The organism is Agromyces sp. Y182 (assembly GCF_059445385.1).
Genome location: NZ_JCAIUF010000001.1, coordinates 206,063 through 226,490 on the forward strand (window position 1 = coordinate 206,063; position 20,428 = coordinate 226,490).

Here is a 20,428-nt window from a genome sequence, read left to right on the forward strand (position 1 = left end):
GCGCCCCGTCGCGCCCCCGCGTGCGACGATATCGGCATGACCACCCCGACGCATCCGCCACTCGACCATCGGCTGCGGCGCATGGTCGGCCGCGACCCCGATGAGCCGCACCGCACCGCCACACCACTCGAACTGCTCTTCGATCTCACCTTCGTGGTGGCGTTCAGCCAGGCTGGAACGCAGGCCGCGCACCTGCTCGAGATCGGGCACTTCGTTCCCGCCATCATCGGATTCGCGATCGCCGTCTTCGCGATCTGCCTCGCCTGGATCAACTACGCGTGGCTCGCCTCGGCCTACGACACCGACGACGTCTTCTTCCGCATCGCGACGATGGTGCAGATGCTCGGCGTACTCGTGCTCGCACTCGGGCTTCCGGCGGTGTTCACTTCGATCGACGAGGGCGATCACCTCGACACCGGGGTGGTGGTCACCGGCTACGTGATCATGCGGCTCGCGGCCGTCGCGGTGTGGCTGAGGGTCGCGCGAGACTCCCCCGCGCACCGGCGATCGGCGCTCGCCTACGCGATCGTGATCGTCGCCATCCAGGTCGGCTGGGTGTCGACCATCTTCATCAACCCGTCGCTGCCCGTCATGCTCGGGATCTTCGCGCTGCTCGGCACGCTCGAGCTGCTCGGGCCGTACTTGATCGAACGCCGCGTCGGCGGCACACCGTGGCACGGGCACCACATCGCCGAACGCTACAGCCTGCTCGTCATCATCACGCTCGGCGAGGTCGTGCTCGGCACGATCCTGGCCATTTCGGCCGTGGTGGAGGAACAGGGCTGGTCGCTCGAAGCGGCCCTCGTCGCGTTCGGCGGCACGCTGCTCGCCTTCGGGATGTGGTGGGTCTACTTCACAATGCCATCGGGCAAAGTGCTGCAGCGATTCCGGGAGCGCGGATTCGTGTGGGGCTACAGCCAGCTCGCGATCTTCGGTTCGATCGCGGCGACCGGCGCCGGACTGCACGTCGCCGCGTACGTGATCGAGGGCGAAGCGCACATCGGCGAGATCGCGGCACTGTCGACGCTGGTCGTGCCCGTCGCAATCTTCCTCGTCGCGCTCTTCACGATCTATTCGCTGCTCCTGCGCGAACTCGACCGGTTCCACATCCTGCTGTTCGTGCTCAGCATGGCGATGCTCGGCATCGCGCTCCTCGCGGTCGTCGCCGGTGCGAGCATGGGCGCGGGCATCGTGCTGACGGCGTGTGCGCCGCTCGTCGTGATCGTCGGCTACGAGACGGTCGGCTACCGGCATCAGGCCGCCGCGCTGCAGCGGGCGCTCGACACGTAGCGCCGTGTTCGGTCGAGGGGCGGATGCTGCGACATCCGCCACTCGACCGAAGCGGTCAGGCGTTCGGCCGGTTGGCGCGCAGCACCTCGAGGCGGGCGCGGTACTCGGTCTCGTCGATGTCTCCCTTGGCGAAGCGCTCGGCGAGCGTCGACTCGGCACCCGCGGCGGCGCCGCGCATCCACGGCGGGCCGTACGAACCGTCGGGTGCGCCGTGCGCCCAGTGGCGGCGCCGGCTGCGGGTGACCAGGAAGACGATCAGGCCGATGACGAGGAACCAGAAGATCGGGATGAGGAAGAAGGCCCATCCGAAGCCGGCCGCCCAGGGGCCGGCGTGGGTGACCACCGCGGTGGTGGCGAGGGTGGCGAGCATGATGACTCCAGTGATCGTGCGGTCTGCGGTTCAGACCGTCGATTCGAGTCTCGCGAGCGCGAGACATCCGCGAATCCGCCCGGCGGAGTCACTTCGCATGCTCCCCGGGGAGCATGTCGGGGGCTTGGCCTGCTCCTGACGGCCTGTCCCGCTTCCTCCCCCGGCTTCCGCACGACCGTGAGCGAGCGGATGCCTCGGCTACTGCCAGCCCGGCGCGACGAGCCCCGACTCGTACGCGACGACGACGAGGTGCACCCGATCGCGGGCGTGCAGCTTCGACATGATGCGCGAGACGTGCGTCTTCGCAGTGAGCGGGCTGAGCACGAGCCGGCCCGCGATCTCGTCGTTCGTGAGCCCGAGGCCGACGAGGCGCAACACCTCGCGCTCGCGGTCGGTGAGCGCGGCGAGCCGTTCTTCATCGGGGGCGTCGCGAAGGCCGACCGACATGCGTTCGAGCAATCGCTTCGTGACCCCCGGCGACAGAAGCGCCTCACCGCTCGCGACGACCCGCACCGCACGGATGAGGTCGACGGGCTCGGTGTCCTTCACGAGAAATCCGCTCGCACCCGCACGTACGGCCCGCGCGACGTATTCGTCGAGCTCGAAGGTCGTCACGATGACGACGCGTACTCCGGCGAGTTTCGGGTCGGCGGCGATCTGCTCGGTCGCCCAGAGGCCGTCGCTGCCGGGCATGCGGATGTCCATGAGCACGACGTCGACGGATTCGCGTCGCACGAGTTCGAGCAGCTCCTCACCGTTCGAGGCCTCTCCAACGACCTCGACGTCGTCTTCCGATTCGAGCAGCGCGCGGAACCCCGCACGCACGAGGATCTGGTCGTCGGCGAGCGCGACGCGGATCATGCGACCCCTCCCCAGGGCAGCCGGGCGGTGACGCGGGTGCCGCCGAGCGACGACGGCCCGAGCTCGACCGTGCCGCCGAGAAGTGCCGCGCGCTCACGCATGCCGAGCACTCCGCTACCGTCGCGGCCCGCGGTTCCGGCGTCGACACCGGTGCCGTCGTCGTCGACGGTGAGCACGAACTCATCGCCGTCTCGCTCGACCATGACGGTCGCGTGAGACGCACCGGAGTGCCGCACGACGTTCGTGAGTGCCTCTTGCGCGATGCGATACCCCGCGAATTGCACCGCGCGGCGCGGCGACTCGGCCAATCGGTCGACGAGCTGCGCGTCGAGGCCGGGCGAGCGGATGCCGCGCACGAGCCTCGGCAACTCGGCGAGCTCGGCCTGCGGCGCGAGCGGTGCCTCACCGTCTCGGATGACGCCGAGCACGGCGCGCACCTCTTCGAGCGCGGACTTCGACGTCTCCTTGATGTTGCCGAGCGCCGCCCGGGCCTGTTCGGTGTCGCGGTCCATGAGGTGCAGCCCGACACTGGCCTGCACGTTGATCTGCGAGAGTGCGTGGCCGATGACGTCGTGCAGTTCGCGGGCGATGCGCACGCGCTCTCGCTCTTCCGCACTCTGGCGTCGGCGCATCGCCTCGGCGCGGTACGCCGACGCGCGCGAGCGGCGGGTCCGCACGAACCAGCCGATGCCGAAGCAGACGGCGAGTGCGAGGGTCGTGAACGCGACGCGGAACGGATGCCACGAGAGCCCGATCATCGAACCGAGCACGATCGCCGCGGCCCAGGCCACCACCACTGATGCGACCGCCCAAACTACGGCACCGCGCGTGACGGCGAGCACGATCGCGAAAGCGAGCGCGATGTACGGCGGCCCGAAGTCGGGAGCGAGCACGACATCGGCGAGCGCGACGGCCGCGACGACGGCGACCGTCGGGCCCGGGTATCGTCGGGCGCCGAGCAGGGCGAGCGGGCCTGCCGCGGCGAGCGCCACCTGGCCGATCGCGGCCGCCCATGGCACGCCGGTCCACACCGCGATGCCGATCGCGGCGGGCACCTGCACGAGCAGGCTGATGATGACCGGCGCGAACAGCACGAAGCCCGGCGGCGGCCGGAATCGTTCGGGGCGACCATCCCACTGGTGGTCCACCCACGGGGGCACAGGCATCCCCCGATCGTATCGCCGGCGGCGACGGCTGGAATCGGCCCCGCGGAGGCTCACCCGCTACTCCGCAGGGAGTACGAGTTGATCTGGCACGCGACGGACGCGATCGGCACCCGGCTCAGAAGAATTGCACCGGCTTGACGATGTCGGCGTAGATGAGCAGCGCGCTCATCGCGCCGAACACGACGACGACCGCGAGGGTGACCGGCATCAATTTGGCCAGGTCGACGGGGCCCGGGTCAGGGCGGCGGAAGAGCTTGGCGAAGCCGCGACGGATGCCTTCCCAGAGCGCACCCGCGATGTGGCCGCCGTCGAGGGGCAGCAGCGGGATCATGTTGAACACGAAGAGCGCGATGTTCAGTGAACCGAGGATGCCGACCATGGTCGCCGCCTTCGAGGCGATCGGGATCTCGTCGATCGTCGCGATCTCGCCGGCGAGCCGGCCGACGCCGACGACGGACATCGGCCCGTTGGGGTCGCGCTCTTCCGGGCCGAATGCGGCATTGGCGACGTCGATGATGCGCTGCGGCAGGTTCAGGATGATGCCGGCGACGCCGGCGACGTTCTCACCGACGGCGGGCAGCACGGCGGTCACCGGTTGCTGCACGGTCTCGCTCGCAGCGCCGATGCCGACGAACCCGGCCTGCACGGTCAGCTGCTCGCCCGAGGCATCCGTCGCCACTTGGCCCTTGTCGTCGAGCACGAAACGCTCGCTCAGCATCGGGGTCACCTCGAGCTCGATGGTCTCGTCGCCGCGTTCGACGACGAACGCGACGGGCTCGTTCGGATGATCGCGGATGATCGCCGTCGACTCCGCCCAGGTCTCGATGGGCTCACCGGCGACGGATACGATGCGGTCGCCTGGTTCGATGCCGGCTGCCGCGCCGGGCGCGGCAGGGTCACTCGCTTCGCACGTCTGCCGTTCACTCGTCGCCGGCAGGGCGCACGCGGAGACGGAGCCGACGGTCGTCGAGGATTGGGTGACGCCGAAGCCCATGAGCAGTACCGCGAAGAGCACGACCGCGAGCAGCAGGTTCATGAGCGGTCCGCCGAACATGACGATGATGCGCTTCCACACGGGCAGGAGGTAGAAGGCGCGATGCTCGTCGCCCGCTGTGATCGTCTCGGCACTCGAATCGCGGGCGTCTTGCACGAGTCCGCGGAAGAACCCGGTGCTGTCGGCGTGCACCTGCTCGCCCTTGGCGGGCGGGAACATGCCGATCATCGAGATGTAGCCGCCAAGCGGAATGGCTTTGACGCCGTACTCGGTCTCGCCCTTCTTGCGCGACCAGATGGTCGGACCGAAGCCGATCATGTACTGGGTGACCTTGACGCCGAAGAGCTTGGCGGGCACGAGGTGGCCGATCTCGTGCAGGCCGATCGACAGGGCGAGGCCGATCACGATGATGACGACGCCGATGATGAAGGCGAGCACGGAATCCACGGCTGCAAGCGTAGTGCGCGAGCCTTCGAGTGCGCTGGCGGTCGGCTGTGAGCTCAGCACCGTTGCTCGCTGGTCGAGTAGCGACGAAGGAGCGTATCGAGACCCCGCACGAGGATCTCGATACGGCCCTGGCGGGCCCACTCGATCAACGGGATGGCGGGCCTACTCGATCAACGGGATGGCGGCCTACTCGATCAACGGGAGACGCCGGCGATGCGTGCCTCTGCGGCACGGCGCGCGGCGCTCTCGGCTTCGCCCAGCGACTCGATGGACAGCGCCCCGTCGGATGCCTCGTGCGCCTCGACCACCGCGCGCACCGTGTCGACGATGTCGAGGAAGCCGATGCGCCCGGCGTGGAACGCCGCCACCGCCTCCTCGTTCGCCGCATTGAAGACCGCGGGGTACTCGCCGCCCGCGCGCCCGACCTGCTTGGCGAGCGCGACCGCGGGGAACGCTTCATTGTCGAGCGGCTCGAACGTCCACTGCTGCGCGGTCGTCCAGTCGAGTGGCTTGCCGATGCCGCCGACCCGATTGGGCCAATCGAGGCCGAGCGAGAGCGGCAGCCGCATGTCCGGCGGCGAGGCCTGGGCGATGGTCGAGCCGTCGATGAACTCGACCATCGAGTGCACGATCGACTGCGGGTGCACGACGACATCGATGCGGTCATACTCGACGCCGAAGAGCAGGTGCGCCTCGATGACCTCGAGGCCCTTGTTGATGAGGGTCGCCGAGTTCGTCGTGACGACGAGGCCCATGTCCCACGTCGGGTGCGCGAGCGCCTCGGCCGGCGTCACGGCGGTGAGCTCGTCACGACGTCGCCCGCGGAACGGCCCGCCCGAGGCGGTCAGCACCAGCCGGCGCACCTCATCGGCGGTGCCGGCGCGCAACGCCTGCGCGATCGCCGAGTGCTCGGAGTCGACCGGCACGATCTGGCCGGGCTTCGCGAGCCGGGTCACGAGGTCGCCGCCGACGATGAGCGACTCCTTGTTCGCGAGCGCGAGCGTGGTGCCGCGCTCGAGCGCCGCAAGCGTCGGCCCGAGTCCCACGGAACCCGTGATGCCGTTCAGCACGACGTCGGCGTCGACATCACGCACGAGCTGTGCGGCCTCATCGATGCCGACCGCCGTGTGCTCGACTCCGAACTCGGCGGCCTGGGCATCGAGTACCGCGCGGTTGGAGCCGACGGCGAGGCCGACGACGTCGAACCGCCGCGGGTTCGCCCTGATGACGTCGAGGGCCTGGGTGCCGATCGAACCGGATGAGCCGAGGATGATGACGGAACGCATGCCTCCACTGTATGAGCGTGCGCGTCGGTCCGGGCGCGTGCCTCGGGCGCGCGGTCCGGCTCAGGCGCTCAGCCGAGCACCGCGACCGAAGCGGCCCGGTTGCCCGGCACCTCGATGTCGTGGAATCGGATGTCGCGCCAGCCCGAGCCGAACTCGGGCACGCTCCGTTCGATGCGACCGACCCCGCCGTCGTCGCTCGGCATGGTGAGCGCGAGGCGCGACGGTTCGATGAAGTCCGTGTGTCCGACCGCGCGCAGGAGCGCGGTCTTCCGAGCCCACAGCGTCGCCCGGGCGATCGCTCGGCTCGCAGGGTCGAACCCGTCGAGGGCTGCGCGCTCGTTCGCATGGAACGCGGCTTCGTCGATCACTTCTCCGGGGTCGAGCGTGGCGGCTTCGATGCCGACACCGAGCGGATGCCGCGTGGCCGCCGCCGCGACCACTGCATCGCCCGCGACCGCGACATCGGCGTACCACGCCCCGCCGGAGGGCGTCAGCGGGTACGCGACCGACGGCCGCCCGTGCCGCGCACCGCACTCGGCGCAGGCATGCACGAGTTCAACGTCGTCGGCGGGCACTCCGGTCGAACGCGCCACGAGTCCGCGCAGCACCGAATCGGCACCCGGCCCGCGCCTGCCCCGCGACACCACGACGACGCGCACCCCCGAGGCTTCGAGCTCGATCAGCTCCCCCTCGGCCGCGACATCCATGCCCCCATCTTCTCGCACGAAGGCCGCGTCGTCGGCGCGCCGGGCCCTGCGATCTGTGCGACGCGCGCGGGATCCTGATATGCCGTGCCACGCATGTCGGCGCGCGTAGGGTCGCAAGGTGACTGAGATCGAGGCCGCTGCCGTCCCCGCACCGGTCCGTCAGGGACCCCTCTACCGCATCGTGCGTGGCATCCTCCGCCCGCTCGTGCGCCTCATCTATCGCCCGAGGATCATCGGCGCCGAGCACGTGCCGATGCGCGGCCCCGTGATCCTCGCCTCGAACCACCTCTCCTTCGTCGACAGCATCGTGATCCCCCTCGCGTCGCCGCGGCCCGTGCAGTTCCTCGCGAAATCCAGCTACTTCACGGGCACGGGCTTCTCGGGTTGGGTTTCGCGCACTTTCTTCGGTGCGATCGGCGCCGTCGCCGTCGAACGCGGTGCAGGCTCGCAGGCGCAGGAGGCGCTCGACGCCGGCCGACGCATCCTCGAGGCGGGCAACGCCTTCGCGATCTACCCCGAGGGCACGCGTTCGCTCGACGGCCGCCTCTATCGCGGCCGCACCGGCGTGGCGTGGCTCGCGCTCATCACCGGTGCGACGGTCGTTCCCGTCGGACTCATCGGCACCGAGCAGATCCAGCCCGTCGGTGCGAAGCTCCCGCGCGTGCGACCGGTGACGGTGCGCTTCGGCGAGCCGCTCGATCTCGCCCGCCACGGCCAGGCGACATCGGGCCGTGCGCGCAGGGCCGCGACCGACGAGATCATGGCGGCGATCCACGCGCTGAGCGAGCAGGAGCTCGCCGGCGTGTACAACGAGACGCCGCCGCAGGGCGCCCTCGCCAAACTCGCCGATCGGGTCGCGCCACGCGAGCGGATGTGACCGGATTCCCAGCCGATCCCGGATTCGCCCCGGTATCGTCAGTCCGATGAGTTCCGCCAAGGTCGTCGCCCGCATCACCGCGGCCGTGCTCGTCATGCTCTCGTTCGCCGCGTGCGCAGGCCCGAGCGAGACTCCACGTGCCGCGGGGGCCCAGTCGGACGCCGTCGCCGTCGCCGAACTGCCGATCCCGCCGGCGAAGCAGTTCGACCCGAGCTTCATCGTGAGCGACGACTCGTTCTACGACGCCGGTGCGATGAGCGAACAGCAGATCCAGGCCTTCCTCGAGGGGCTCGACTGCCGCCCCGACGGCCGGGTCGCGTGCCTCGCCGACTACAAGCAGAGCACCACCACGCAAGCCGCCGCAGGGCCGGGGCATTGCGCGGAGTACCGTGGCGGCATCCGCGAGCGCGCGAGCCGCATCATCGCGAAGGTGTCTGCCGCGTGTGGCGTGAGCCCGAAGACACTCCTCGTGCTGCTGCAGAAGGAGCAGTCCCTGCTGACCCGGCCGAGCGAATCGGGCTACCTTCGCGCCACAGGTTACGGATGCCCCGACACGGCCGACTGCGACACGAAGTACTTCGGCTTCTTCAACCAGGTGTACAACGCCGCGTGGCAGTTCCGGCAGTACACCGAGGAGCCCGACCGCGCGTATCACGTCGGCGTGGTCGACGTGCAGTTCCATCCCGATGCCGCGTGCGGAGCGGCATCCGTCACCATTGCCAACCAGGCCACGGCCAACCTCTACAACTACACGCCCTACCAGCCCAACCCGGCGGCGATCGCCGACCCCGAAATCGGCGACGGGTGCTCGGCGTTCGGCAACCTGAACTTCTGGCGACTCTGGCACCGTTGGTTCGGCGATCCGAGCTCGGAGCGCTACCCCGGCTTCCTGCCGCCGTGCAGCCGGCTCGTCGGCGGGCATGCCTGCCCGATTCCCGAGGCGACCCTGCCGGCCGCACCGCCGAGGCCGAGCGTGGCGGGCTGATCAGGTCAGCATCGTCACGACCGGCTCGTGTCGCACCGGGAAGGCGACGGATGCCGCGATGAAGCATTTCTCGGATGCCTCGGCGTGCAGTGTCCGCGCAAGCTCGACCATCGAAGCATCCGCGACCTCGATGTGCGGACGCAGCACCGCCTCGACGAATGCACCGCCGCCGCGGCCGTCTTCCCGCATGAGGCCCGTCGCCGCGTCCGAGTAGCTGCGGACGATCACGCCGTGGTTGGTGGCAACGTGCAGGTAGGCGAGCATATGGCATTCGCTGAGGGCGGCGAGGAGCAACTCCTCGGGATTCCAGCGCTCGCGGTCGCCGTGGAAGGCCCGGTCGCTCGACCCGGCGATCTCGTGCAGCTTGTCGGCGGCGCGCACGACGTGCCGGCGGTCGTAGGAGCGATAGCCCGCGGTGCCCTCGCCGCGGTCGCCCTGCCATTCGACCTCGATCGCGTAGTGGTGTTCGCCGAGCATTCGTCCTCCGATGCGAGCATGGTCCTGTCATTCGATTCTCCACCTCGAAGCGCTCTGCCACGGCGCTCCGGCGCTCCGGCGCGGCGGCGATAAGCTGGATGCACCATGACTGATACCCCCATCGCCGCCCAGACAGCCGACGCCCCGGTCTACACAGTGCCGCAGGAGCGCAAGGTCGTGACCGCCATCCCCGGTCCGAAGTCTCTCGAGCTGCAGGCGCGACGATCGAAGGTCGTCTCAGCCGGCGTCTCGTCGGCCCTGCCCGTCTACATCGAGCGTGCCAACGGCGCGATCCTCGTCGATGTCGACGGCAATCAGTTCGTCGACTTCGGCGCCGGCATCGGCGTGACGACCGTCGGTCACACTGAGCAGCGCGTCGTCGCGGCCGCGGCGAGCCAGCTGCAGGATGTCATCCACACGCTCTTCACGATCACCCCCTATGAGGAGTACGTGCGGGTCGCCGAGCTCCTCGCCGAGCACACGCCAGGCAACTGGGAGAAGAAGAGCGTACTCGTCAACTCGGGCGCCGAGGCCGTCGAGAACGGCGTGAAGATCGCCCGCAAGCACACCGGCCGTCGCGCCGTGGCTGTGCTCGACCACGCGTATCACGGTCGCACGAACCTCACCATGGCCATGAACTACAAGGCGCACCCCTATGCGACGGGTTACGGCCCGCTCGCCGGCGACGTCTACCACGCGCCGAGTTCGTACCCGTATCACGACGGCCTGTCGGGCGCGGATGCCGCGGCGCGCACGATCGCGTATCTCGAGAAGGTCGTCGGAGCGAGCGACCTGGCCTGCCTCGTCGTCGAGCCGATCCAGGGCGAGGGCGGATTCATGGTTCCCGCCGACGGATTCCTGCCGATCCTGCAATCCTGGTGCACAGAGAACGGCGTCATCATGATCGCCGACGAGATCCAGTCGGGCATGGCCCGCACCGGCCGCTACTACGCGAGCGAGCACTTCGGCTGGGAGCCCGACCTCGTGCTCTCGGCGAAGGGCATCGCGGGCGGCCTCCCCCTCGCTGCGGTCACCGGCCGCGCCGAGATCATGGATGCTTCGCAGCCCGGCGGGCTCGGCGGCACTTTCGGCGGCAACCCCGTCGCGTGCGCCGCAGCGATCGCGGTGTTCGAGTCGATCGAGGAGGACGGCCTGCTCGCCGAGGCGCAACGCATCGAGGCGACCTTCCGGACCGGCCTCGAACGTCTGGCCCGGCGTTACGACATCATCGGTGAGATCCGTGGCAAGGGGGCGATGATCGCCATCGAACTCGTGCAGCCCGGTACCGCCGAGACGACGAAGGCGCCCAACGCCGAGGCCGTCACCGCGCTCGTCGCCGCTGCCGCACAACACGGTGTGCTCTTCCTGAACGCCGGCACCTACGGCAACGTGCTTCGATTCCTGCCGAGCCTCGCGGTCAGCGACGCCCTCATCGAAGACGGGCTCCGCGTGCTCGACGACGCCCTCGCCTCGCTCGGATAGCACAGGTGGCCGGCACATTCTCAGTCGCTGACTCCGTCGAACTCGCCGTGGTCGAGCGTAGTGATTTCATCGAGTCCCGGCACGCGGGTTCCGCCATCGTGCTCTCCGCCGAGGGCGAGGTGCTGCGCGCTCTCGGCGACGTGGTCACCCCGATCTTCCCTCGCTCGTGCCTCAAGCCGTTCCAAGCGGTCGCCGTGATGACCTCGGGCGTCACACTCCGCGGCGAAGATGCGGCGATCGCCACGGGCAGCCACTCGGGTACCGCCGGCCACGTGGCGCTCGTGCGGGGTCTCCTCGAGCGGGCGTCCCTGCCCGAGTCGGTACTCGGCTGCCCGCCTGCCGCACCCTCCGACCAGGTCTCGCGCGAGCAGCTCATCCGCTCCGGCGGTGCCCGCGAGCGGGTGTACATGAACTGCTCGGGCAAGCACGCGGCGATGCTCCTCGCGTGCGTCGCCAACGACTGGCCGCTCGAGGGATACCTCGATCCCGAGCATCCGCTGCAGAAACGAGTACTCGACGTCATCGAGCGGTTCACGGGTGAGCGGCCGGCGGCGACCGCCGTCGACGGATGCGGCGCGCCCGTGCACGCCATCAGCCTGAACGGTCTCGCCCGCGGCATCCAGAAGATCACGACGGCCGCACCCGGCTCGCCGTTCGCGCTGTACCGCGAGGCCGCCGCACTCACCGGGGCCGTTCGCGAGCATGCGTGGGCCGTCGGCGGCCCGGGGCAGCCCGACACCGTCGCGATCGAGCGTCTCGGAGTCTTCGCCAAGGTCGGCGCCGAGGGCGTCATGGTGATGACGGCACCCGATGGCACGACGGTCGCGCTCAAGGTGCTCGACGGTTCGTCGCGCGCGTCGACGATCATCGCGCTTCGGCTCCTCGCCCAGACGGGTGCCGTCGACGATCACGCCATCGACACCGTGCAGACCGAACTCGATCTCTGGGTCATGGGTGGCGAGCGCCGTGTGGGCGCGGTCCGGGCAACGATCTGACCGGCATCCCCCAAACGGCCCTTTGCGGCATCCGCAACAGGATGACCCGCCGCGGGGTCTCGAAAACAGGCGGCACAGCACGTTTTCGATCGTGAATGCCTGTATCGAGACGGTGTCAGTGTTCGGTGCGCTCCGGCCAGCTCGCGCGCCGCACGGATGTGCCGGGTTCGACGACCCAGCACTGCGCCTGACCTTCGTCGAGGAGCGGGGGCAGTTCGCGTGCCCGCACGAGGGAGCGATACTCGGCCGCCCCTCCGCGGACGACCAGGACGGCATCCTCCCGGAGTGCAGCCGTGAGGCCCCAACTCGCCGACCAGGCGTCGCTGTCGCCCACGATGACGGGTGGCGGTGCGTCGGCAGGGTGGGTGGCCAGCGCCGCCCGAACAGCGGATTCGCCGCCGGCTGAGAGGAGCAGTGGAGTTCGTCCGAGGGCTGCGATCGACGTCGCCGCGGCTCGCGGTGCCGCGGCGGCGACCGCATACAACCGCTCGGCACTCAACTCGAGCTGCGGCACCGGTCGGTGCACTCGAGGCGCGGGGCGCTCCACCTCGACGAGCTGTACGCGGTGTCCGCGCCACTGCCCCGCACCGGGGGCGTCGCCCGCTCGCCAGAGTTCACCCCGGCCGCCCGCCTGAACGAGGTCGGAACGAGTCGCGTGCCGCAGTACCAACCGTGCGCCGAACCCGTCGCGGAGGGCCCCTCCGAGCCCATGCGACTGCACCGCGGAGGCGGCGACCGCGGTGCCTCGACCGCGCCCTTCCCTGACGAGGGCCTCGACCATTTCGAGGGCAGCGAGGCGGTAGTCGTCGGGCCATGCTCGGAACCGTGCGTCGAGATCGTCGATCACGACGAGACGAGGTGGCGTCGCCTCTGCACGAATGGCGCCCAGGACACCGACGAGCCCTTCCCATACCGCGCCGCGTGTGCCCTGGAGTCGCAGCACCGCGCTCGGCCCGTACGCGCGCTCGGCGGCGTGCTCGACCGTTGCGAGCGCAGTGCTGCGGCCACTCCCGGGCACGCCCAGCACGAGCAGGCTTCCGTCGGCGCGAGGCGACCAGCGGGCGATGCTCCGTCGTTGCTGCTCGGGCTCGTCGAGCACGCCGATCGCGAGCGCAGAGCCCGCGGCGTGCTCCGTCGCGTCTGTGGAACTCGATGGATCTGATGCGGAACTCGATGGTTCTGATGCGGAGCCGCGCGGAACCAGGGCCGCGAGCCCTTCAGGGGTGATGCGAGTGGGCAGCGGATCCAGCCAAGTGCGCCGCGCACGCCGGAGCCCCGCCGTCCGCGCTGCAAGCACGGTGATCGTCGCGGCATCGGCGATCGCGGACTGGAAAAGCACGGGACATCCGTCGCCGCGATCGACGACTCCTCGACCCGGCGAATCCGGCCGGATCTCTGCTGCCAACGGACTGCCCACCACTGCTTCGCTGTCTGATCGCTGCATGACTCGAAGCGACACCCGGATCGCGCAGTTGGCCGTGACCTGTTCGCGCACGACCCCGTTCGGTCGCTGCGATGCGAGCACGAGATGCACACCGAGCGACCGTCCGCGGGCTGCGATGTCGCCGATGATCGCACCGAGGTCGGGGAACCGTTCGATCATCGCCTGGAACTCGTCGACGACGATGACCAGTCGTGCCAGCTCCACTTCGTCGCCGAGGTCGGCGATATCCCGCTTGCCGGCCGCGCCGAGCACCGATTCCCGGTGCCTGAGTTCGGCCCGCAGGCTCGAGACCGCACGTTCGGCCTCGGGCTCGTCGAGGTCGGTGACGATGCCCGTCACGTGCGGGAGGACACGAATCGGTTCGAATGCGGCCCCACCCTTGAAATCGACCAGGAGGAACGAGACACGCGCGGGCGGATACGCGCTCGCGAGCGCCGCCATCCAGGCGAGCAGGAACTCGCTCTTGCCGCTGCCGGTCGTGCCGGCGACGAGCGCATGCGGGCCATCGCGCACGAGATCGAGTTCGAGCGTGCCGCCATCGACGGCGCCGACTGCCACGACGAGCGTCGAGCGGTCCGATGATGCGACGGCCGGGCGGTGCAGCTCGTCGAGTCGAACGCGCTCGGGAAGCGAGCCCGCCAGCGTGCCGAGCCCGGCTCGTTCCGCGGCGAGCGCCGCCGATCGGGCCCAGCCCGCCGCCTCGGCTGCACCGATCAGGAGCGGCGCGAACCGCGAGTCGGCGACACCGCCGCGTCTGCGCAGAGTCGCTGCATCAGGTGCCTCGAGCACCACGACCGTCTGCAGGCCCGGCGGCAGGTCTGCAGCCTCGCGCGCGACGGCGATCACCGCGAACGGCGGTCGGTCGGGCTGTGAGGCCTGACGGGCAGCGGATGCAGCGGATCGCCAGGGCTCTTCGCCACCGTCACCTTCGTCGACGACGAGCAGGGTGGAGCGACTCGGGTTGCCCCAGTGCGGCAAGAGCCGCAACCAACTCCACGAGCCTCGCACGGGCACGTCGGGACCATCGAAGCCCACCGAACCGACGGAACCCTCGATGCCGAAGCTCCGCGGACTCACGTTGTGAGCGAAGTGCACGACCGCAGCACGCGCCGCGGCGCGGGCGAGAGACGGGTCGCCCACGAAACCGATGCCGGCACCCACTTCGGCGACCACGGGCGCATTCTCCAGTCGTGCGGCCCCGAGCAGCAGGTCACGATCGACCGCGTCGACGGGGCTGCCGTCGACCCGCAGCGAACTCGCGACCGCACCACGGCCGAGCACGATCGGAGGCGGCTCCTCGTCGCGCCAAGCCGCATATTCGCCGGACTCGAGCATCGCTCGTGGCGAGGGTGCGCGACGCCACGCACTTGCTCGCTCGAGGACGTGGCGCTCCTCGATCTCCACCGCGAGTTCGTCGAGGCGCTGCTGCCGCTCGCCCGCCGCCCGACGGCGGTGCCGACGCGCCTGCCGCCGCGCATCCAACATCGACGCGATCGCCACAAGTGGGCCGAGCACGGCGAAGACCAGCGCGAACGGCGAGCGCGTGATCGCCCAGAGCGCGATGGCGCCGACCACCGGGGCGAACGTGGCCAGCACTGGGAAGCCGGCGCGGGCCGGCTCTGCGGGCGCAGCAGGCAGGGTGAGCGGAGTGTCCACCGAATGCGGTGCGGGGTCGAATCGTTGCACCATGCGATCTGATCACCGAAGGCGCGGGACGCGGCCGGCGCGACATCGATCGGGGCACGAAGCCGCACGACGAGCTGCTGTGGAGGACGGGTCGCGGTGTGGAGACGACTCAGGAGACCGCGAAGAACTGCTCGGCCAGCTCGACCCGGCTGCCCCGTGGAACGAGGTAGCGCCGGCCGGGTTCGCACCGAACCGCACCGTCGTCGACTCGGCGCACGACGGTGCCGTTACCCGAGAACCGGTCCGCGATCCAGAGCGTGCCGTCGTGCTCGCCGAATTCCAGATGCGTCTTCGAGACCGAGAGCGAACGATCGGCGATCTGCACCAGATGATCGAACACCTCGCCGGGCTGCGGCATCGGCCGTCGACCGATCAGACCGGAACCGAACACGGTGCACGTCTCCCCGGTGCTGAAGGTCAGCACGAACCTCGCCCGCGCCGCGACAGGCGTTGCCGCGGCAGGGGCAGGGGCAGCGTACGCGGCATCGGGCGACCCGATCTCCGTGGCAGCTCGGAAGCCCTCGACCGGGATGCTGATCACCCCGCTGTGGCGCCGCGCCGGACGCTCGATCACCGTCGTGTCTCCGGGCCTCGGATCGGGACGACGCCTCGACTCGGGCGTCGCACTCGTCGAGCTGCCGCATTCGCCGCAGAACATCGCCCCGACGGGAAGCTCGGCAGCGCAGATCTGACATGTCACGACCGCGCTCCTCTCCGAGTCACAGCGTACCCGCCGAGTGAAGTCAGCGAGACCGCAGCGCGCAACCGCTCACGCAGTGAACGCGGCGCACCCAGCCGTTGCTGCAACTCGTCGACCGACTCCCAGACTCGCAGGTCGTCGCCATCGGCCGGGCCGTCGGGCGCGAACACCGCTCGGTCGACGGCCGAAGCGAGCACGAGCGGAGCGAGCCCCCCGACCGTCGCCGCTTGCTCGGCGCGCGTCGCGGTCGGACGGATCGCATATCCGTAGTCGGCCGCCGTGTCGGCGAACTCCTGCCATCCGCCCTCAATGCGTTCGACGGGGTCGGGGGCCCGCCGCCGCAACCGTCGCCGACGGAGCTTGGCCACGATGATGGCGAGGAAGGGGCTGGCGATCACGGCGAGTCCGCCCAGCACCACACCGGAGATGCCGAGCACGCGGAGAAGGACCTGCACCCAATCCGCTCCATCGTCATCGGGTTCGTCGGGAGACGCCTCGGGGTCGGACATGAGTTCATCGACAGGAGTGCGATCCGCCGGCGGCGGCAGCGCCGGCTGCGGCCTCGACACGATCGTCGGCTGGTCCGGCTCGCGTTCGGGTATCTCTCTCGGTACGGGGTTCGGGTCGACCGTGATCCAGGCGCCGTCGGCGCGCTGCACCTCGATCCACGCCTGCTTGTCGGCGCTCGCGAATCTCGTGACGCCGTCGGGCACGGCCTCGGCCGACGCCCCGGTCTCCTCCCCTGCATCGCCACCGGCAACCGGGCCCCCCGATGCATCCGCCGTATCACCGTGTCGCGGCAGGAAGCCGACGACCACCCGTGCGGGGAACCCGATGCTGCGCGCCATGAGCGCCGCCGCCACCGCGTACTGCTCACCGTCGCCCACCATCGGTCGTTCCGTCACGAATTCGGCGAGGCGATCGAGGGAATGCCCCGACCGGCTCGGCCGCTCCTCGTCGGTGAGACCGTGGCTGACGTAGCCGTCGCGGTGGAAGCCCTCGATGAGACCACGCAACCGTTCGCCTTGCGTGCCGGATGCCGGTGCCCACTCGTCGAGCAGATGGGCCAGCTCTTCGGGCAGCTCGGGTGCACCCGGCAGCACACTCGTGCCGGGTTGCAGTGCGGCGAGGTCGGCCGGATCGACGGGAACCACCGAGACCGCGGTGTACCGATCACGTGCCTGCAGTCCCACTTGCGCGGCGCCGGTGCTCGTCGCCTCATTGTAGAAGAACGACTCGGTGAGGGTCTCGGCGCGCGGGCCGCCGAAGGTGATGCGCTCGAGGCGACCGGCGCCGGGCACCCACACGTCCGAATAGCCCACCACCTCCACATCCAGCTCGAGGCGCTCGGTGTCGCCGGGCGCGTCCGACTGGTCGAGGCGGTACGGCACACGGGTGAACCTGCCGGAGGCGGAGGATCCTTCGGCTCCGCCCACCGAGTAGACGATTCCGTCGTAGGTGTCGAGGGTCGCCATCCGCACACCGGCGCCATCGGGAAGACCGCGGACGTCGAGCATCGTCTGCTCGGCGACATCCTCCGCGAACGCCGCGCGGAACCCTGCGAGCGGGCTGTCGTGCTCGCGAGGTTCGAACGGCGGCTGCAGTTCAGCGCGCACGACGTTGCGCGGCGGCACCGGCAGGGCGACGGATGCCGCGGTGGCGCCCACGAGGGCGATGGCCACCAGTGCCGACGCACCGAGCACCCGGCGTGCGTCGGTCAGCGCCGCTTCGACGCGGCGACCGCTCGTGAGTGCACGCCGATTGGCGATCGCGACCCGCACGAGCCACGCCACCGCGGTGATGAGGAAGCCGAGGCCGGCCTCGACGGCGAAGGCCGTGTGCACCACTCCGAGCGCGATGCCCGCGACGAGCAGCAACGCCGGCGGCAGTGCCGCTGCCGCGGGCCACCGGCTTCGTAACGCGATCGAGACCGCGGCCGTCGCCATCGTGAGAGTCAGGAGGAACGGCGGCACCAGGAGCGCCTGATACGAGCCGACCGGCACCGAGATCGTCACGAGCTGTTTCCACGACAGGGCGGCGCCGGCCAGAAGCTCGACGATACCGGCCGGGGTCGGCAGAACCCCCGCGATCGCGCGCCCGGGCACCGCGGCAGGCACACCCAGCACGACGAACGCGCCGAAGACTGCGAGCACGACCGTCCAGGCTGGCAGCCGGAACCGCGCGCCGACCACTCCGATGGTCGCACCGGCGACGATGCCGACCCCTGCCGCGATGATGAGAGCGCTGCTCTCGTAGATCGGCCACCACGGAACCATGGCCGCCACGAGCATGGCCACCACGAGCACGACCGTCACCAGCGTGGGACCGATGCGGGCCGCGCCCGCCGGCGTTCGCGTGTTCATGCGACCGACGCCGATCTGGCGAGCATGGCGCGCAGGTCTTCGAGGTACCCGATGCCGAACACCGTCAGGCCGGCGATGGCCCGAGCGCTCGCATCGCCTTCGGGCGAGCACTGCACGGCGATCGTCTCGACCTCGGGCGGCAATCGCGTCGCAGCCGACCGAAGCGGGGCGATGCCGCGAGCCGTCCCGGTCACGAGGAAGGCGAGCGAGACACCGGCGAGCGACTCCGCCGCAGCTCGTGCGACGTCGGGCAGCATCACGGCGTCCGCGTCGGTCTCGACGAGGCAGAGCGAATCGAGCAGCCGGTCACGGGAGACGGTCGGGAGTTCCCGCATGGCGCTCCGTCTCGTCTCGACCCCACGAGCGCGACCCGAGACGACGAACGACACGGTGCGGGCATCGCGGATGGCCCGAGCACCGACGGAAGCCGCGGCGCTGACGGCGAGCTCGAACTCGGCATCGTCGGCGTACGCGCCGGGATCGAGGTCGAGCAGGATCATGAGCCGGCTGCGCCGGGTCTCCTCGAACTGGCGCACCATGAAGGTGCCGGTCTTGGCCGAACTCCGCCAGTGGATGAATCGCCGATCGTCGCCCGGCACGTACTCCCGCAGCGCGTGGAAGGCGATGTCGCTGGCCGTGAGGTCACGGGTCGGCGACCCCTCGAGATCGCGGATGAATCCGGTGCTGAGAGCCGCGATCGGCACGGTGCGCGGGTGCACGTGCAGTTCGGCGGTCTCGGACCACACGAACTCGCGTCGCATGAGGCCGATCGGATCGGCGCGTACGGTGCGTGCCGGCCCGACGGCGACCACGCCGCGTCGCTCGGTCGGGATGCGGAACTGCTCGTCGAAGGCGCCGCCGCGGGGCAGTCCGGGCAGCACACGCTCGACGACGCGGTGTCCGACCGGCAGTTCGAGCTGCACCCCGCCGAAGCGCCGCCGACCGGGATTCGCCGCGATCAGTCGCGCTTCGGCCGGTTCGCCGACGACGACGCGCGGCGCCGGGAGGACGAGCCGGATGGTTCCCGCCCCGCGACCGATGAGCCAGACGGATGCCGCGGCGATGAGCACCACGAGTCCCCACCCGAGCGCGATGAGTTCGAGCCAGCCCCAGCCGTAGCCCAGTCCGAGCACGAGCACTGCCGCGGCGATCACGGCCCACCCGAGTGGGGTCACGACGCCTTGCACGGCGCGGGCTGCCCGCTTTATGGCGGCGCCTCCCGTGCGGGCGGCTATGACGACGCGCCCGATGACGACCGCGAGCAGGCCATCTTTCTTGGCTTCCTCGGGGATCGTGGTGCGGGTCTGGGTGAGCGTCACACCGCCTGCCTGGTCGAGGGCGGCGGCGTCTCGATCAGCACTTGCGCGATCAGGTTCGAGGCGGTGACTCCGTCGAACTCCGCCTCGGGGTCGAGGATCAGCCGATGTGCGAGCACGGGCTCGGCGAGCGCCTTCACGTCGTCGGGCACGACGTAGTGCCGGCCGCGGCCGGCGGCGTGGGTCTTGGCGGCGCGGATGAGTGCCAGTGCCCCGCGCACGCTGACGCCCAGACGCACCTCGCGAGCGGTTCGGGTGGCTTCGACGAGCCGGGAGACGTAGTCGTGGATCGTCGGATCGACGTAGACGGTGCGTGCGACCGCGGCCATCTCGACGACCTCTTCCGCAGCGAGCTGGGAGTCGACGCGCTGCTCGTGCGCCCGGCGGTCGGCGCCTTCGAGGATGCGGATGGTCGAAGCGTGGTCGGGATAGCCGATGGAGGTACGCATCAGGAAGCGGTCGAGTTGTGCTTCGGGCAGCCGATAGGTTCCCGCCTGTTCGACAGGGTTCTGCGTCGCGATCACCATGAACGGATGCCCCACAGGGTGGGTCTGCCCGTCGACGGTCACTTGACCCTCCTCCATGACCTCGAGGAGGGCCGATTGCGTCTTGGGGCTCGCACGGTTGATCTCGTCGGCGAGGACGATGCTGGCGAAAATCGGCCCGGGGTGGAACTCGAAGACCCCCGATCGCTGGTCGTACACAGTCACGCCGGTGATGTCGCCTGGGAGCAGGTCGGGTGTGAACTGCACGCGGTTGCTCGTGCCGTCGATGGATTGCGCCATCGCCCGCGCAAGCGAGGTCTTGCCAGTACCGGGCACGTCGTCGAGCAGCAGGTGTCCTTCGCTGAGAAATGCGGTGAACGCAAGGCGGATGACCCGGTTCTTGCCGAGCAGCACTTCCTCGACCGCGCCGACGAGTCGGTCGAGCGTCGCGGCGAACCGCGTCGCCTCCTCGGGGGTCATGGTCATGTGGGCTCCTT

18 protein-coding genes are annotated in these 20,428 nt (G+C 70.1%); 6 read left to right on the forward strand and 12 right to left on the reverse strand.

Translation table 11 applies throughout. From position 1 onward, the window contains the following. The first annotated feature begins 36 nt into the window (after positions 1–36). A complete protein-coding gene (locus tag AC1C2R_RS01000) occupies positions 37–1,290 on the forward strand; it encodes a low temperature requirement protein A (RefSeq protein WP_495378636.1) in 1,254 nt (417 codons plus the stop codon). A 55-nt stretch (positions 1,291–1,345) separates the two neighbouring features. On the opposite strand, the gene AC1C2R_RS01005 is transcribed toward AC1C2R_RS01000, so the two are convergent. The 6 genes from AC1C2R_RS01005 to AC1C2R_RS01030 form a co-directional block, all read right to left on the reverse strand. Beyond that, positions 1,346–1,660, reverse strand: a complete 315-nt coding sequence (locus tag AC1C2R_RS01005; RefSeq protein ID WP_495350674.1) for an SHOCT domain-containing protein — start codon at positions 1,658–1,660, stop codon at positions 1,346–1,348. Between the two features lie 198 nt (positions 1,661–1,858). Then, positions 1,859–2,521, reverse strand: coding sequence for a response regulator transcription factor (locus AC1C2R_RS01010; RefSeq protein ID WP_495378637.1), 663 nt, complete (start codon positions 2,519–2,521; stop codon positions 1,859–1,861). Continuing rightward, positions 2,518–3,687 (reverse strand): sensor histidine kinase, encoded by a 1,170-nt coding sequence (locus AC1C2R_RS01015; RefSeq protein ID WP_495378638.1) that lies wholly within the window; start codon positions 3,685–3,687, stop codon positions 2,518–2,520. The genes AC1C2R_RS01010 and AC1C2R_RS01015 overlap by 4 nt, the downstream gene beginning before the upstream one ends. Before the next feature lie 115 nt (positions 3,688–3,802). Then, on the reverse strand, positions 3,803–5,128 hold the full coding sequence (locus tag AC1C2R_RS01020; RefSeq protein WP_495378639.1) for a M50 family metallopeptidase: 1,326 nt from the start codon (positions 5,126–5,128) through the stop codon (positions 3,803–3,805). A 194-nt stretch (positions 5,129–5,322) separates the two neighbouring features. Continuing rightward, complete coding sequence (gene dxr / locus AC1C2R_RS01025; RefSeq protein ID WP_495378640.1) at positions 5,323–6,414, reverse strand: 1-deoxy-D-xylulose-5-phosphate reductoisomerase; 1,092 nt, start codon at positions 6,412–6,414, stop codon at positions 5,323–5,325. A gap of 68 nt (positions 6,415–6,482) precedes the next feature. Further along, on the reverse strand, positions 6,483–7,121 hold the full coding sequence (locus tag AC1C2R_RS01030; protein WP_495378641.1) for a 4'-phosphopantetheinyl transferase family protein: 639 nt from the start codon (positions 7,119–7,121) through the stop codon (positions 6,483–6,485). 118 nt (positions 7,122–7,239) lie between these two features. Here AC1C2R_RS01030 and AC1C2R_RS01035 point away from each other — a divergent pair, with 118 nt between their 5' ends. Together AC1C2R_RS01035 and AC1C2R_RS01040 are read left to right on the forward strand one after the other, a co-directional pair. Continuing rightward, positions 7,240–7,998 carry a lysophospholipid acyltransferase family protein gene (locus AC1C2R_RS01035; protein ID WP_495378642.1) on the forward strand — a complete coding sequence of 253 codons (759 nt, stop codon included), beginning with the start codon at positions 7,240–7,242 and terminating at the stop codon, positions 7,996–7,998. A 46-nt stretch (positions 7,999–8,044) separates the two neighbouring features. Then, complete coding sequence (locus tag AC1C2R_RS01040) at positions 8,045–8,983, forward strand: hypothetical protein (protein WP_495378643.1); 939 nt, start codon at positions 8,045–8,047, stop codon at positions 8,981–8,983. On the opposite strand, the gene AC1C2R_RS01045 is transcribed toward AC1C2R_RS01040, so the two are convergent. Continuing rightward, positions 8,984–9,460: an OsmC family protein gene (locus tag AC1C2R_RS01045; RefSeq protein ID WP_495350682.1), complete on the reverse strand. Its 477-nt coding sequence runs from the start codon at positions 9,458–9,460 to the stop codon at positions 8,984–8,986. A gap of 105 nt (positions 9,461–9,565) precedes the next feature. Here AC1C2R_RS01045 and gabT point away from each other — a divergent pair, with 105 nt between their 5' ends. Together gabT and AC1C2R_RS01055 are read left to right on the forward strand one after the other, a co-directional pair. Beyond that, positions 9,566–10,942, forward strand: a complete 1,377-nt coding sequence (gabT, locus tag AC1C2R_RS01050; protein ID WP_495350683.1) for a 4-aminobutyrate--2-oxoglutarate transaminase — start codon at positions 9,566–9,568, stop codon at positions 10,940–10,942. A 5-nt stretch (positions 10,943–10,947) separates the two neighbouring features. After that, a complete protein-coding gene (locus tag AC1C2R_RS01055; protein ID WP_495378644.1) occupies positions 10,948–11,937 on the forward strand; it encodes an asparaginase in 990 nt (329 codons plus the stop codon). A gap of 115 nt (positions 11,938–12,052) precedes the next feature. On the opposite strand, the gene AC1C2R_RS01060 is transcribed toward AC1C2R_RS01055, so the two are convergent. After that, a complete protein-coding gene (locus AC1C2R_RS01060) occupies positions 12,053–15,070 on the reverse strand; it encodes an FtsK/SpoIIIE domain-containing protein (protein WP_495378645.1) in 3,018 nt (1,005 codons plus the stop codon). A 106-nt stretch (positions 15,071–15,176) separates the two neighbouring features. Next, on the reverse strand, positions 15,177–15,458 hold the full coding sequence (locus AC1C2R_RS01065; RefSeq protein WP_495378646.1) for an FHA domain-containing protein: 282 nt from the start codon (positions 15,456–15,458) through the stop codon (positions 15,177–15,179). Between the two features lies 1 nt (position 15,459). Between AC1C2R_RS01065 and AC1C2R_RS01070 the strand changes: the two genes are divergently transcribed. Beyond that, a complete protein-coding gene (locus AC1C2R_RS01070; RefSeq protein ID WP_495378647.1) occupies positions 15,460–15,759 on the forward strand; it encodes a hypothetical protein in 300 nt (99 codons plus the stop codon). 4 nt (positions 15,760–15,763) lie between these two features. Here the strand turns inward: AC1C2R_RS01070 and AC1C2R_RS01075 are convergent, their stop codons facing one another. The 3 genes from AC1C2R_RS01075 to AC1C2R_RS01085 are packed head-to-tail and all read right to left on the reverse strand — an operon-like array spanning position 15,764 to position 20,417. After that, positions 15,764–18,130, reverse strand: coding sequence for a transglutaminase domain-containing protein (locus AC1C2R_RS01075; protein WP_495350687.1), 2,367 nt, complete (start codon positions 18,128–18,130; stop codon positions 15,764–15,766). Continuing rightward, a complete protein-coding gene (locus AC1C2R_RS01080) occupies positions 18,127–19,449 on the reverse strand; it encodes a DUF58 domain-containing protein (protein ID WP_495378648.1) in 1,323 nt (440 codons plus the stop codon). Before AC1C2R_RS01080 ends, AC1C2R_RS01075 begins: the two co-directional genes overlap by 4 nt. Beyond that, the gene (locus AC1C2R_RS01085) at positions 19,446–20,417 is read right to left on the reverse strand and encodes an AAA family ATPase (protein WP_495350689.1); all 972 of its coding nucleotides are present in this window, start codon (positions 20,415–20,417) and stop codon (positions 19,446–19,448) included. The genes AC1C2R_RS01080 and AC1C2R_RS01085 overlap by 4 nt, the downstream gene beginning before the upstream one ends. Between the last annotated feature and the right edge of the window lie 11 nt (positions 20,418–20,428).